This is a genomic window from Williamsia sp. M5A3_1d (assembly GCF_053345315.1).
In genome coordinates, this window is sequence record NZ_JBKEZX010000001.1 from 462,147 (window position 1) to 475,883 (window position 13,737).

Annotated in this window: 13 protein-coding genes; 3 read left to right on the top strand and 10 right to left on the bottom strand. The window is 69.1% G+C overall.

The features are described from left to right. Positions 1–232: 232 nt before the first annotated feature. Positions 233–691 carry a hypothetical protein gene (locus tag ACLBW1_RS02330; RefSeq protein WP_447809855.1) on the bottom strand — a complete coding sequence of 153 codons (459 nt, stop codon included), beginning with the start codon at positions 689–691 and terminating at the stop codon, positions 233–235. Between the two features lie 135 nt (positions 692–826). Here ACLBW1_RS02330 and ACLBW1_RS02335 point away from each other — a divergent pair, with 135 nt between their 5' ends. Further along, a complete protein-coding gene (locus tag ACLBW1_RS02335; RefSeq protein WP_447809856.1) occupies positions 827–1,354 on the top strand; it encodes a peptidylprolyl isomerase in 528 nt (175 codons plus the stop codon). Positions 1,355–1,545: 191 nt separating this feature from the next. Beyond that, the gene (locus ACLBW1_RS02340; RefSeq protein ID WP_447809857.1) at positions 1,546–2,232 is read left to right on the top strand and encodes a rhomboid family intramembrane serine protease; all 687 of its coding nucleotides are present in this window, start codon (positions 1,546–1,548) and stop codon (positions 2,230–2,232) included. Between the two features lies 1 nt (position 2,233). Here the strand turns inward: ACLBW1_RS02340 and ACLBW1_RS02345 are convergent, their stop codons facing one another. Together ACLBW1_RS02345 and crgA are read right to left on the bottom strand one after the other, a co-directional pair. Further along, the gene (locus ACLBW1_RS02345) at positions 2,234–2,683 is read right to left on the bottom strand and encodes a PH domain-containing protein (protein ID WP_447809858.1); all 450 of its coding nucleotides are present in this window, start codon (positions 2,681–2,683) and stop codon (positions 2,234–2,236) included. 108 nt (positions 2,684–2,791) lie between these two features. Next, a complete protein-coding gene (gene crgA, locus ACLBW1_RS02350; protein ID WP_447809859.1) occupies positions 2,792–3,082 on the bottom strand; it encodes a cell division protein CrgA in 291 nt (96 codons plus the stop codon). Positions 3,083–3,263: 181 nt separating this feature from the next. Between crgA and ACLBW1_RS02355 the strand changes: the two genes are divergently transcribed. Then, positions 3,264–3,959, top strand: a complete 696-nt coding sequence (locus tag ACLBW1_RS02355) for an aminodeoxychorismate/anthranilate synthase component II (protein ID WP_447809860.1) — start codon at positions 3,264–3,266, stop codon at positions 3,957–3,959. Between the two features lie 13 nt (positions 3,960–3,972). Here the strand turns inward: ACLBW1_RS02355 and pknB are convergent, their stop codons facing one another. The 7 genes from pknB to ACLBW1_RS02390 all read right to left on the bottom strand — a co-directional run bounded on the left by pknB (position 3,973) and on the right by ACLBW1_RS02390 (position 13,714). Beyond that, the gene (pknB, locus tag ACLBW1_RS02360; RefSeq protein ID WP_447809861.1) at positions 3,973–5,877 is read right to left on the bottom strand and encodes a Stk1 family PASTA domain-containing Ser/Thr kinase; all 1,905 of its coding nucleotides are present in this window, start codon (positions 5,875–5,877) and stop codon (positions 3,973–3,975) included. Positions 5,878–5,880: 3 nt separating this feature from the next. Then, complete coding sequence (locus tag ACLBW1_RS02365; protein WP_447809862.1) at positions 5,881–7,254, bottom strand: serine/threonine-protein kinase; 1,374 nt, start codon at positions 7,252–7,254, stop codon at positions 5,881–5,883. Positions 7,255–7,276: 22 nt separating this feature from the next. Continuing rightward, positions 7,277–8,785 (bottom strand): penicillin-binding transpeptidase domain-containing protein, encoded by a 1,509-nt coding sequence (locus ACLBW1_RS02370; RefSeq protein WP_447809863.1) that lies wholly within the window; start codon positions 8,783–8,785, stop codon positions 7,277–7,279. Next, the gene (locus tag ACLBW1_RS02375; protein WP_447809865.1) at positions 8,782–10,209 is read right to left on the bottom strand and encodes an FtsW/RodA/SpoVE family cell cycle protein; all 1,428 of its coding nucleotides are present in this window, start codon (positions 10,207–10,209) and stop codon (positions 8,782–8,784) included. The genes ACLBW1_RS02370 and ACLBW1_RS02375 overlap by 4 nt, the downstream gene beginning before the upstream one ends. Continuing rightward, positions 10,209–11,699, bottom strand: coding sequence for a protein phosphatase 2C domain-containing protein (locus tag ACLBW1_RS02380; protein WP_447809866.1), 1,491 nt, complete (start codon positions 11,697–11,699; stop codon positions 10,209–10,211). Before ACLBW1_RS02380 ends, ACLBW1_RS02375 begins: the two co-directional genes overlap by 1 nt. Continuing rightward, positions 11,696–12,163, bottom strand: a complete 468-nt coding sequence (locus ACLBW1_RS02385; RefSeq protein ID WP_447809868.1) for an FHA domain-containing protein FhaB/FipA — start codon at positions 12,161–12,163, stop codon at positions 11,696–11,698. Before ACLBW1_RS02385 ends, ACLBW1_RS02380 begins: the two co-directional genes overlap by 4 nt. A gap of 195 nt (positions 12,164–12,358) precedes the next feature. Further along, positions 12,359–13,714: a DUF3662 and FHA domain-containing protein gene (locus ACLBW1_RS02390; protein ID WP_447809870.1), complete on the bottom strand. Its 1,356-nt coding sequence runs from the start codon at positions 13,712–13,714 to the stop codon at positions 12,359–12,361. Positions 13,715–13,737 lie beyond the last annotated feature (23 nt).

Consider the following 13,737-nt stretch of genomic DNA (forward strand, 5'->3'; position numbering starts at 1 on the left):
CGGGCCGGGCCTGATCCGGACGGGGCGGCCGACGAACCGGGGCGCCGTGAGCCGGACCCGGCCGACCGACGCCGGGCGGGGGAGCCTGACGGTGTTGGGGGCCGGTGGGCGGCCGCTGATCTCCGCGTCGAGCGTCGGGCTGGTTCGGCGACGCCGTACGCCGAGGGTCGAACCGCCCGGCGTCGGCGTGACCGTTGTCGTGACGCCCGTCCTGTGGATGCACGCCTACAAACTACTCGGCGGGGGCGGAGCCGTTGCCGGGCGACGTGGGGACGTCCTCCACCCGCGGTGGGTGCGCGGCCACCGGCGGCGGCGTGCGACGCCCCGACCGCAGGGCGGCGGCAGCGGCGCCGCCGCCGGCCACCACGGCGATGCCGAGCACGATGAGGCCGGTGCGCGCGCGACGTGACGGACTGTCGGGCTTGCGCACCGACGGCAGGCTCGGCTTCGGGACCGACGGCAACGACGGAGCCGAGATCCGTGGGATCGACGGAACGCCTGAGCCCTTCGGCGTGGAGCCCTTCTTGACCGCGCGACGGGCGAGGAGGCGAGAGGTGATCATCCGCACCGGGGTCGACCAGGGGGCTACATACCCCAACGCGGCCGAGCCGACCGCCGAACGCACCGGGTGCTGCGAGCCGCCCGCGCCCTGCGCGAGACCCTTCTCTCGGCCATGTGCGGTACCGATCACGGCAGCCACCTCTTCCTGTCGACGTGTCGCCGACATCCGTCGTCGCCCGCAGATGCGGACACCATGTGGGTCCACCCTGCCAGGCGTGTGCGAACCGCGGCACGCCGACACGGGGTCGGGTGGCACCATGGAGGGGTGAGCACACCACAGAAAACCGCGACCGCGACCCTGCACACGAACCAGGGCGACATCGTCATCGACCTCTTCGGCAACCACGCGCCGAAGACCGTCGAGAACTTCACCGGTCTGGCCACCGGCAGCAAGGACTACAGCCAGCCGAACGCCTCGGGCGGCGACAGCGGCCCGTTCTACGACGGTGCGATCTTCCACCGCGTGATCGACGGCTTCATGCTGCAGGGCGGCGACCCGACCGGCACCGGTACCGGGGGCCCCGGCTACCAGTTCGGCGACGAGTTCCACCCCGAGCTGTCCTTCGACCAGCCGTACCTGCTGGCCATGGCGAACGCCGGCCCGGGCACCAACGGCTCGCAGTTCTTCATCACCGTCACCAAGACGCCACACCTGAACCGCAAGCACACCATCTTCGGTGTCGTCGCCGACAAGGACTCGCAGGCCGTCGTCGACAAGATCGCGACCCTCCCGACCGACCGTCGTGACAAGCCGCTCGACGACGTCATCATCGAGAAGATCGAGATCAGCTGAACCAGTACCCACCGCCGCCGGGGTATCAACCCCCGGCGGCGGTCTGTGTCCGTCACCCCGACCGGCCGACAGGTCTCGCCTGCAGCCGGTGCGGGCGTCCGGCGTGTCCGGAGTGCCTGACCCCTGCGGCCGTCGGGCAGCACTGCGTCGACTGCGTGCGCCAGGCCGGCGGGAGCGTCCCCGTAGCCCGCATGATGGGCGCGACCCGCCCGTTGGTCACCTACGGGTTGATCGTGATCAACCTCCTCATCTTCGTTCTCACCGCGGCCCAGGCGCACAGCGCCTCCAACGTGGGGCCCGGGACGTCGCGCGTCTTCTTCGACGGCGTCCTCTTCGGCCCGTTGGTCGAACAGGGCGAGTACTGGCGCCTGTTCACCTCGGGTTTCCTGCATTTCTCGGTGATCCACGTGGGTCTCAACATGCTGACCCTCTACATCCTCGGTCGCGACCTGGAGATGGCGGTCGGGTCGAAGCGCTTTCTCGGCATCTATGTGACCGCGCTGTTCGGCGGTAGTGCGGCGGTGTCGCTGTTCTCGCCCGACGCCGCGACCGCGGGCGCCTCCGGTGCCATCTACGGCGTGATGGGCGGCCTGCTGGTGGCCGTGCTGCGCGCGAAACTGCCCGCCGGTCAGGTAGTCGCGTTGATCGCCATCAACATCGTGATCTCGCTGTCGATACCCAACATCTCACTGTGGGCGCACCTCGGGGGCCTCGCCTTCGGTGCCGCCGCGACGACGGGTGTGCTGGTGGCGCCGAAATGGGTGCTGCCCGAGGGCCGACGCACCGCAGCCGCCGCGAGCCGCGTCGGGTGGACATCGATCATCGCGCTCACGCTGCTGGCCATCGCGATCAGCGCCGTCGCCGTCGCGGCCGTCTGAGCTACCGCTCGTCGTCCCCGGGGCGGTACCGCAGATCTTTGCTGTCGGTGACGTCGTGGCCCAGATCGGCCAGCGCGTCGGCGACGTCGACCGGTGCCGCACCCAGTTCCCACCGGCCGAGGATCACGAGCTTCTCGTCCAACCCGTCACCCGTCGGCTCGCCGACCACGTCGATCTCCAGGTTGGGTACGCGGCGCCCCAGACGCGGGTAGCTGACCACGCGGATCCGGTCTATCGACTCCCGCGGATAGGTGTGGCGCCCGGTCACGGTACGGATGGTGAGCGATTCCCGCGTCGCGGCGAGGCGCGGCCGGATCAGCAGCGACGATGCGCCGAGCCCGATCAGCAACAGACCGGCGACACCCATGATGACCAGGCCCGCGGGGTCGGATCCGGACAGCGCGGCCGCGGCGAGCAGCACCACTCCGCCGACGGTCAGGGCGCAGCCCACGGGCACAGGTGTGGCCCATGACGCCGAGTTGTCCACAGCCTCTATCCCCAATGTGGATGAATTACACACATGTCATTCCCCAGGTTGGGGAGCAAAAAGGCTACGACGTCATCTCCACTTCATCGTCATGAGGAGCCCGGTGATCATGAACCCGAAGCCGATGAGGAAGTTCCACGCACCGAGGTCGGACATCCAGTGCAGGATCTGCCCCTCGCCGCCGTAGCTGGACGGGGTGGCCGCGAGGTAGAACACGATCAGCCAGGCCAGCCCGATCAGCATGAGACCGAGCATCGCGGTCACATAGATCTGGCTCGAGGGACCGGCCTTCACCTTGACCGGCGTACGACTCGCCGGGTTGATGGTGTAATCGGTCTTCTTCCGGACTTTGGACTTCGGCATGTCTTCCTCGCTGTGAAACCTCGGTCGGCCGGCACCCTCACGGGTGACTGCTGGGGCGACTCGAAGGGGATCGGTGGTGCTCGCGGACAGGTGTCCCCACGGTATCCCACCGGCGGTTTCGGACCGATCACGGCGAGAAACCGATGTGAGACGGAGCCGCCTGCGGCGGTAGCGTGGCTGCGTGAGCACTCAGAACGGTGGCGCGACGGGTTCGGGCCCGTCGGTATTGGTCCCCTCGGTATTGGTTGTGGACAACTACGACAGCTTCGTCTACAACCTCGTGCAATACCTGGGCCAGCTGGGCGTGAGCGCGGAGGTCTGGCGCAACGACGACGCGCGATTGTCCGATCTCGACGCCGTCTCCGAGCAGTTCGACGCCATCCTGCTCAGCCCGGGTCCCGGCACGCCACAGCGCGCGGGCGCCACCATGCCGCTCGTCGCCGTGGCCGCGCGCACCGCGACGCCGCTGCTCGGGGTGTGTCTGGGACATCAGGCGATCGGCGCGAGTTTCGGGGCAACGGTCGATCGTGCTCCCGAACTGCTGCACGGCAAGACCTCGACGGTGTTCCACGACGCGAGCGGTGTGCTCGCGGGACTTCCCGACCCGTTCATCGCGACCCGCTACCACTCGCTCACCGTGGTGCCGGAGACGATCCCCGACGAACTCGTCGTCACCGGCCGCACCGAGACCGGGATCGTGATGGCGATGGCCCATCGGGATCTACCGATGCACGGGGTGCAGTTCCATCCCGAGAGCGTGCTGACCCAGGGCGGGCACCGGATGCTCGCGAACTGGTTGCGGCTGAGCGGTTTCGAGATCGACGAGGCACTGGTGTCGCGTCTCGAGGAGACCGCGGCCGCTGCCGTGAACGCCTGAGACAGCGCGCGGGTCAGCCGGGCAGCAGGCTCGCCTGACCGACGACGACGTTGATCGCCCCGGTGGTGTTGATCAACGAGTTCGCCGCGGGCTGCTGGGAGATGACGCGGTTCGCGTCGGGTGAGCCGAGCCCGACGTTGCGTGGCGTCTGGTTGAGGGTGGTGTCGCGCCAGCCCGCCGCGGTCAACGTGTCGATGGCCTGCTGCACGGTCTTGCCGGTCAGGTCGGGCATCCGGAACTGGTTTCCGCGTGAGACGGTCACCGTCACGGTGCTGCCCTCGTCGACCTGTGTCCCCGACGCGGGGCTGCTGGAGAGCACGGTGCCCGCGGGCTGATCGGAATCGGCCTGGGTGATCTGCGCCTTCAGCTTGGCCGCGTCGAGGGTCTCCGACGCCTGGTCGGAGGTCTGGCCGGTCAGCGTCGGGACCGACACGCGGCGCGGTCCGGTGCCGATCTGCACGGTGACGGGGGTGTTGACCGCCTGCGAGGTACCGACCGCGGGTGACAGCCCGGCGACCTTGCCGCGGAGCTGGTTCGTCGACGCGACGTTGCCCGGCCGGACATCGGTGAACCCGAGGTCCGACAGTGCCTTGCGCGCATCGTCGTACGTCTTGCCGGTGAGATCGGGGAGGTCCTGGCGCACCGGGCCAGTCGAGATGTACAGGGTCACCGACGAGTTCTTGTCGGCGCGTACGCCCTCGGACGGTGCGGTCCGGGTCGGGCTACCCGACGCGACGTCGTTGCTCGACTCCTGGAGCTGGTTCACCCGGAACCCGAGACCTTCCAGCGTCGAACGTGCTTCGGCGGCCGACATCGAGGTGACGGCGGGGATGGCGACCTGGTCGGCGGTCGAATCGGCCCACGGTCGGGTCAGCAGCAGCGCCACCAGGACGATGGCGGCGACCACCGCGGCGCCGATGGCGAGGATCTTCGGCATCGCGCTGCGACGACGGTCGTCGTCGACGGGGTCGGGTCGACGATGGGAGGTGGGCCCCACCCGCGTGGAGCGGGCCCGGGGCATCTGCTCGATGACGCCGGTCTTGTCCTCGTCGGAGAGCAACATCGGCGCACTGGGCCGGCCGCCGGCGAGCACCTTCATCAGGTCCGACCGCATCTCGCCCGCCGACTGGTAGCGGTTGGCGGGGTTCTTGCTCATCGCCTTGAGGATCACCGAGTCGAGCTGCGGCGGGATCTCGCGGCGGATACTCGACGGGACCGGCGGGTCCTCGCGCACGTGTTGGTAGGCGACCGCGACGGGGGAGTCGCCGGTGAACGGCGGCTCGCCAGTGAGCAGTTCGAACAGCACACACCCCATGGAGTAGACGTCGCTGCGGGCGTCGACGCTCTCGCCGCGGGCCTGCTCGGGCGAGAGGTACTGGGCGGTGCCGATGACCGCCGACGTCTGGGTCATCGCGCTGCTGGCGTCCGACATCGCACGCGCGATGCCGAAGTCCATCACCTTCACCGCACCCGACTTGTCGATCATCACGTTCGCCGGCTTCATGTCCCGGTGCACGATGCCGTTCTGGTGCGAGAAATCCAGTGCCGCAGCGACATCGGCCATCCAGGTCATTGCCTGCCGCGGCGACACGTGGCCCTGGGCGCGCAACACGTCGCGCAGAGTCTCGCCGTCGACGTACTCCATCACGATGTAGGGGATGGGGCCCTCGGGGGTGTCGGCCTCGCCGGTGTCGAACACCGACACGATCGTCGGATGGTTCAGCGCGGCGGCGTTCTGCGCCTCCCGCCGGAACCGGAGATAGAAGCTGGGGTCGCGCGCGAGATCGGCACGCAGCACCTTGATCGCCACGTCGCGGTGCAGACGCAGATCGCGGGCGCCGTGCACCTCCGACATACCACCGAAGCCCAGCGTCTCACCGAGCTCGTAGCGGTCGGACAGGTGGCGGGGAGTCGACATCGGTCACCTCTCCGCGGGCGCGTTGCGATCGAGCCCGTCCGGGGTCTGACCGCCACGATAGTTCTGTCCCAGCCCGGGGATCAGCGAACCGAGGTCGGGCAGCAGTCCACCCGGCGCGGTCGTGGTGGTGGTCGTCTCCGGGGTCGTGGTGGTGGGCTCAGGCGTGGTCGTGGTGGTCGTCGTCGTGGTCGTGGTGGTCTCGTCGGTGGTGGTGGTGGGTTCCGGGGTGGTCTCCTCGGTGGTCGTGACCACCGACGTGGACGACGGTGCCGGCGTGGGGCCGCTGCCACTGTCGTTGGTGGCGAGCCAGTACCCGACGAGACCCAGTGCCGCGAGCAGCAACAGCACCGCGACCGCGGCGAGCGCCTTCTGCCCGCCGGTCCAGCTGCTGTTGTCGGGGGCCGGCGCGGCGGGGATCGGACGCCGCGAGGTGGCCGTCGGCGGCGGCGGGCCGGCGGGACGCGGGATGGGTGCCGACATCTCGCGGGTGTGCGGCGGCGGCGCGGCCACCACGGCACCGGCGCGCGGTGGCGGGGGACGACGCCCGGCCCGTACTGCGGCCACGGCGTCGGCGAACTCGCCGCCGTTGGCGTAGCGCTGCTGCGGATCCTTCGCCATGGTGATGGCGATCAGTTCGCGGATACCGCCGGGCAGGTCGGCGGGCAGGGGTGGAGCGGTCTCGCGGATGTGCTTCATCGCCACGGTGATCGCGCCGTCGCCCAGAAACGGTCGTCGACCCGAGATCGCCTCGTAGCCCACGACACCCAGCGAGTAGACGTCCGACGACGACGTGGCGTCCTCGCCGAGGGCCTGCTCGGGCGAGATGTACTGCGCGGTGCCCATCACCATGCCGGTCTGGGTGACCGGCGCGGCGTCGACCGCTTTCGCGATGCCGAAGTCGGTGATCTTCACCTGACCGGTCGGGGTGATCAGGATGTTGCCGGGCTTCACATCACGGTGGACGAGCCCCGCGAGATGCGCGGCGTTGAGCGCACGACCGGTCTGCTCGAGCATGTCGAGGGTGTTGGTCAGCGACAGACGACCCATTCGTGCGAGGACCGCGTTGAGCGGCTCACCGTTGACGAGCTCCATCACCAGATACGCCAGCGCCGGTCCACCCGAACGGTCCGGGGTCTCGCCGTAGTCGAAGATGCTGGCGATACCGGGGTTGTGCAGTCGCGCGGTGGTCTGCGCCTCGATCCGGAAGCGGCGCAGGAACTCTGCGTCGTCGGAGAACTCCGACTTGAGCACCTTCACCGCGACCCGACGGTCGAGACGGGTGTCGAGACCCTCCCACACCTGACCCATGCCACCGGTGGCGATCAGTCGCATCAGCCGGTAGCGATCGGCGATGGTGGTTCCACTCTGCAGACTCATCGGGTCCCCCTGTCATAGAGACTCATTGCGCGCCACCCACCATCGCGTTGATCACGGCACGACCGATGGGTGCGGCCGACGAACCACCGGTCGACTGCACACCGCGATCACCGTTCTCGACGATGACCGCGACGGCGATCTGGGCGTTGCTCGACGGCCCGAAGGCGATGTACCAGGCATAGGGGGTGTCGGCGGCCTCCGACGTCGCCGAGTGCTCGGCGGTGCCGGTCTTCGAGGCGATGGTGACCGGGCCGCCCGAACCGGTGGTGTTGCGTTCGGAGTCGACCATCAGGCTCGTCAGCGTCGCCGCCGTCTGCGCCGAGATCGGCTCGTTGATCGAGGTCGGCGCCGTGGTGTACAGCGTCTTGAGGTCGGGGCCCTGCAGCTTGTCCACCAGGTAGGGCTGCATCCGCACGCCCCCGTTGGCGACGGTCGCCGCGATCATCGCGTTCTCGAGCGGTGTCATCCGCACGTCGCGCTGACCGATGGCGCTCTGCCCCAGGGCCGCGAGGTCGTCGATCGGTCCGGTGGTCGAATCCGACACCGACATCGGCACATCCGGGGTGTCGGCGTCGAGGCCGAAACGGTTCGCCGTCGACTTCACCGTGGCGATCGGGTTCGACAGGCGCTCGGTGGCCAACTGCACGAACGCCGTGTTGCAGGAGTACTGGAACGCCTGGCGCAGCGTGACCTCACCGCCGCTGGACCCCGGGCACGTCTCACCCGCGTAGTTCGTCAGCGGGGTCACGGTGTCGGGCAGGGTGATCGAGCTGTTCGCCGTGAGGCGGGTGTTGTCGGGGTTCACGCCCTGACCCAGGGCCGCCGCCGTGGTGACCACCTTGAACGTCGACCCCGGGGGGTAGGTCTGGTTGATGGCACGGTTGAGCATGGGCTGTGCTGTCTCGCTGGGGTTCTCGGGATTCCAGGCGTCCCAGCTCGTCTCGCGGACGGTCGCGTCGTGACTCGTGAGCTTGTTCGGGTCGTAGGACGGTGTCGAGACCATCGCGAGGATGGCGCCGGTGCTGGGCGCGATCGCGACGACCGATCCCCGGCAGCCACCCGAACAGCCGGCGTTCATCGCGTCGTAGGCCACCTTCTGCAGACGCGGGACCACGGTGGTCACCACGTTGCCGCCGCGCGGGTCCCGGCCGGAGAACATGTCGAGGAACCGCTGCCCGAACAAGCGGTCGTCGTTGCCGTTGAGCAGCGAGTCGTAGCTCTGCTCGATGCCCGCGCTGCCGTACTGGAACGAGTAGAAGCCGGTGACCGGTGCGAACGCGGCGGCGTACTTGCCCGGGTACGCCCGCAGGTACTTGAGGCGGTCGCTGGTGGGGACCGACTGCGCGATGACCTCCTGGCCGGCGGTGATCTGCCCGCGCTGCCGCGAGTACTCGTCGAGCAGCACACGCTGGTTGCGCGGATCGGCCTTGAGGTTGTCGGCCTTGAACACCTGGATGTAGGTGGCGTTGGCCAGCAGGGCGACGACCATCACCATGACGGCGATGACGACGCGACGGATCGGGATGTTCACGCGCGCTTCACCACCTGCGTCTGGGCCAGCGCCACCGGCGTCTGCTTCTTCTTGGTCGGATCGGGTTCCCGCGCGGCGTTCGACACCCGGATCAGCAGCGCCACCAGCACATAGTTGGCCAGCAGCGACGATCCGCCGTACGACATGAACGGCGTCGTGAGGCCGGTCAGCGGGATCAACTTGGTGACGCCACCGACGACGACGAACAGCTGCACGGCCATCGAGAACGACAACCCGGTGGCCAGCAGTTTGCCGAAGCTGTCACGCACGGTGATCCCGGTGCGCAGTCCGCGCACCACGAGGATCAGGTAGAGCCCGAGGATGCCGGCCAGTCCGACCAGACCGAGTTCCTCGCCGATGGTCGCGATGATGAAGTCGGTGTTGGCGAAGGGCACGATGTTGGGCCGTCCCGAGCCCAGACCGGTGCCGAACAGGCCGCCGGTCGCGAGCCCGAAGAGTCCCTGGCCCACCTGATACCCGGTGCCGTAGAAGTCGCTGAACGGGTCCTGCCACACCTGCACGCGCACCTGCAGGTGGGGGAACAGCTCGTAGGCGAGCACCGCGCCGACGGCGAACAGGGCGACACCGATGATCACCCATCCGGCGCGTTCGGTCGCGACATAGAGCAGCGCGAGGATGGTCGAGAAGATGAGCAGTGGTCCGCCGAGATCGTTGGCGAGCGCGAAGATCCCGATCGTCACGATCCACGCGGCGAGCAGCGGACCCATGTCGCGGGCGCGGGGCAGGTCCATGCCGAGGAAGTGCTTGCCTGCGGTGGTGAACAGCTCGCGCTTGGACACGAGCAGCGACGCCGTGAAGATGATGATGAGGATCTTCGAGAACTCACCGGGCTGGATGTTGAACAGCGGTGTGCGGATCCAGTTCTTCGAGCCGTTGATCTCCGACAGCGACGCCGGGAGGATCACCGGGATCGCCAGGAAGATCAGACCGCCGAGACCGAGGATGTAGCTGTAGCGCGACAGGGTGCGGTGGTCGCGGACGAAGATGAGGATCGCCGCGAACGCGACGACGCCGAGACCGGCCCACAGCACCTGCTGGTCGGCGTTGTTGGTGACGTCGGTCGCCTCGGCGGTCTCGCCGTTGCGGCCCGAACCGAGGTCGAGGCGGTGGATCAGGACCAGGCCCAGGCCGTTGATCACCGCGACGAGCGGCAGGATCAGCGGATCGGCGTACGGCGCGTAGCGGCGGATCACCAGGTGCGCGAAGCCGAACAGTCCGATGAACGCGCCCGCATACTTCAGCAGGTCGGTGGTGAGTTGTTGCTCCTGTGCCGCCTCGACGTTGATCATCGCGGCGAACACCACCACCGCGGCCGCACCGAGCAGCATGAGCTCGGTGTTGCGCCCGGTGGGACGGCGGATCGGACCCGACGTCGGGGTCTGGGTGACGGCTTCGGCTGACATCAGTGCCCCCGACAGACCTTGCGGCCACTGTCGTCGAAGCGATCACTGCTCGTGTCGATCGTGGTGGTCGGCGGAGCGGAGCTCACCGGCGCGCCGGGCGCAGGGGCGGGGGAACCGGTCGGGGTCACCGGCGGCGGGACGCTCGAACCCGGGGTGGTGGTGGTCGGGGCGCCGGTGGTCGTCGGCACCGTCGCCGAGCCGGAGCCGCCGCCGAACGTCGATGTACCGCACAGGGGCAGGAGCGACAGCAACGACACGTTCTGCTTCGCCTCGTCGAGCGGCACGCTCGGCTTGCTCGCGCGGACCGTGTTCTGGCTCGGCTGCGAAAGATCGGTCACCGGCAGTTTCGTGCACGAGGAGTCACCGGCGTCGGTGAAGGTGATGGTCGGTGTCTCCGCGCGGATGTCGCTCACGCACGCCGACAGGCTCACCGAGTTCAGTGAGAACCCGAGCACCGAGCCCTGCATGCCGCGGTAGAGCACCACGTTGCCGTCGCTCTCACCGACGTAGTAGTTCGAGCGGATCACCGATCGGGCGACGAAGCCGCCGGCGATCACGAGGACGATCAGGGTGATCGCGGCCGCGGCGAACAACCAGCGCCGCCGTGGACGTCGGGTCGCGACCGGCTCGGGTTCGACGGTGGGACGCGCCGGGGCCTCCCGCGGCGGGCGCAGCGCCGCCGCACGACCGGCCGCGGTGGTCGGGTCGGGGGTGTACTCGTCGTCGTCGTCGCCCGCGGCACCCGCTCGGATCGGGCGGTGGTCGCCGTAGTCGACATCGGCGACGTCGGCCACCACCACGGTCACGTTGTCGGGGCCGCCGCCGCGCAGTGCGAGCTCGATGAGTCGGTCGGCGCAGTCGCGGTGATCGGCCACCGAACGCAGGGTGTCGGCGATGGTCTCCTCGGTGACGACGTCGGACAGTCCGTCGGAGCACAGCAGGTACCGGTCGCCTGCGCGCGCCTCACGGATCGTCAGCGTCGGCTCGACCTCGGTGCCGGTGAGCGCTCGCATGATGAGGGACCGCTGCGGATGTGTGTGCGCCTGCTCGGCGGTGATGCGCCCTTCCTCCACCAGCGTCTGCACGAAGGTGTCGTCCCGGGTGATCTGGTTGAGTTCGCCGTCGCGCAGGAGGTAGCCGCGGGAGTCGCCGATGTGGCACAGCGCGAGCCGGTTGCCGGCGAACAGGATCGCGGTGAGCGTGGTGCCCATCCCGTCGAGTTCCGGCGACTTCACCACCTGGTCGGCGATGGCGGCGTTGCCGCTGCGGATGGCGTTGTCGAGTTTGCCGAGCAGATCGCCACCGGGCTCGTCGTCGTCGAGGGGCTGCAGCGCCTCGATCACCAACTGGCTCGCGACCTCGCCCGCCGCGTGGCCACCCATCCCGTCGGCCAGGGCGAGCAGGCGCGCGCCGGCGTAGACCGAGTCCTCGTTGTTCGATCGGACCAGTCCGCGATCACTGCGGGCGATGTAGCGCAACACCAGCGTCACGGGCGCAACTCGATCACGGTCTTGCCGATACGCACCGGCGTGGCGAGGGGGACCTTCACCGCCGTCGTCACCTTGCCGCGATCGAGGTAGGTGCCGTTGGTCGAACCCAGGTCCTCCACGTACCAGTCGTCGCCGCGGCGCGAGATGCGCGCATGTCGTTCGGAGGCGTAGTCGTCGGTGAGCACCAGCGTCGAATCGGCCGCGCGGCCGATCAGCACCGGTTGGGTGCCCAGGGTGATGCGCGTGTTCGCCAGGGCTCCGTGGGTGACCACGAGGTAGCGCGCGGCACCCTTCGGCCGGGCGGCCCCGCCCGCACGGCGACCCTTGCGCTCGTAGCGCGGGACGGGCCGCTGGCCGGTCGCGGCGTAGACGTCATGGCGCAGGGTCCGCAGCACGGCCCACACGAAGAACCACAGCAGCAGGAGGAACCCGATGCGGGTCAGTTGCAGCACGATGCCCTGCACAGCGGTTCACCTCCGGATGCGACGTCGTGGGGACATGTCGGGTCGGCCGCGCATGTCCCGACCCGTGACATCGGCGCGCACCGACCATGGACTCACATCCTATGGGCAGGGTGCGAGTGAATCGGTATCTGTATGTGTCAGGTTGGCATCGCTTGCCGTCGGCGATGCACCCGACCAGCGCCTAGGGCGCGGGGGTCACTGGAAGCGGACGGTGATGTCGGAATGGCCCACCCGGATGTGGTCGCCGTCGGCGAGTTCCCAGCTGCTCACGGCGACGTCGTTGACGGTGGTGCCGTTGGTGGAGTTGAGGTCGTGCAGCAGCGCGACCTGGCCGTCCCATCGGATCTCGACGTGGCGACGCGAGACGCCGGTGTCGGGCAGGCGGAACTGGGCGTCCTGGCCACGACCGATCACGTTCGAACCGTCGCGCAGCGAGAAGGTGCGGTTGCTGCCGTCCTCGAGGCACAACGTGACGCCGGTGGGGGCGTAGGCCGGGGCCGCGGTCGCCGCCCCGTACCCCTGCTCGTAGCCGGCGGGCTGGTAGTTGCCCTGGTCGTAGGCGCCCTGGTCGTAACCACCCTGGTACGCACCGCCGCCACGGGGTGCGTAGCCGCCCTGGTCGTATCCGCCCTGCTGGTATCCCGCGTCGCGGTAGTCGGCGTCGGCGTAGTACCCGGCGTCGGCCTGCTGGTAGCCGCGGTCGTTGCCTGCCGGCCCCTGGTCGTAGCCGGCCTGGTCGTATCCGCCGGCCTGGCCGTAGCCGCCCTGCTGGTAGCCGCCACCGGTGCGGTAGGCGCCCTGGTCGTAGCCGGGGGCGCGGTCGTAACCGGCGGGAGCACCGGCGGCGGGATGCCGGGGGTCGCCGTAATCGGCGGCCGGCGGGTAGCCGCCCTGCTCGTAGCCGTGCCCCGGTTGTCCGTAGCCCCGGTCGTCGTATCCGGACTGGTCGTAGCCTCCGGTGCCGTACTCGGGCTGCGCGTATCCGCCCTGGTCGGGACCGGGACGATCGCGACCCGGCTCCCGATCCCCCTGGTCGTATCCCCGGCGCGGGTCGTGTCCTGAGTTCTGGGTCATCGGGAATGCTCCTGGTTCTGCGGTCGGGGGGTGGCCTACGGATGGGCGCGGTGGTGCGGGCGGGGCAGGGGTGGCCTGCCGCGACCCGACCGGCTTCGGGACGGCGTCGGGGTCGATCGCACCGCGTGCCCGGAACTGTCCGGTGTGCAGCGACGGCGAGTGTTCGAACTCGACGATCACATCACCGTAGGTCTGCCAGCCGTTGTCGCGGATGAAATGCTCGAGATGCTTCGAGAACGTCTTCCGGTTCAGCTCGTACTCGGAGGCCATCTGCTCGTGGTCGGTGGAACTGACGACCACCGTGTAGCTGTTGGGCGCGAGCTTGCCACCGTCGCCGAGGTTCTCGAGGGAGTCCTCGGCCTCGCGCTGTAGTGCGCCTTCGACCTCCTGAGGGGCCACCTTGCCGCCGAAGACGCGGGCGAAGCCGTCGTCGACAGCGCCTTCGAGCTTGCGTTCGATTCTCTGCAGAATCCCCATACCGGGGGCCTCCCTTCGCTCGC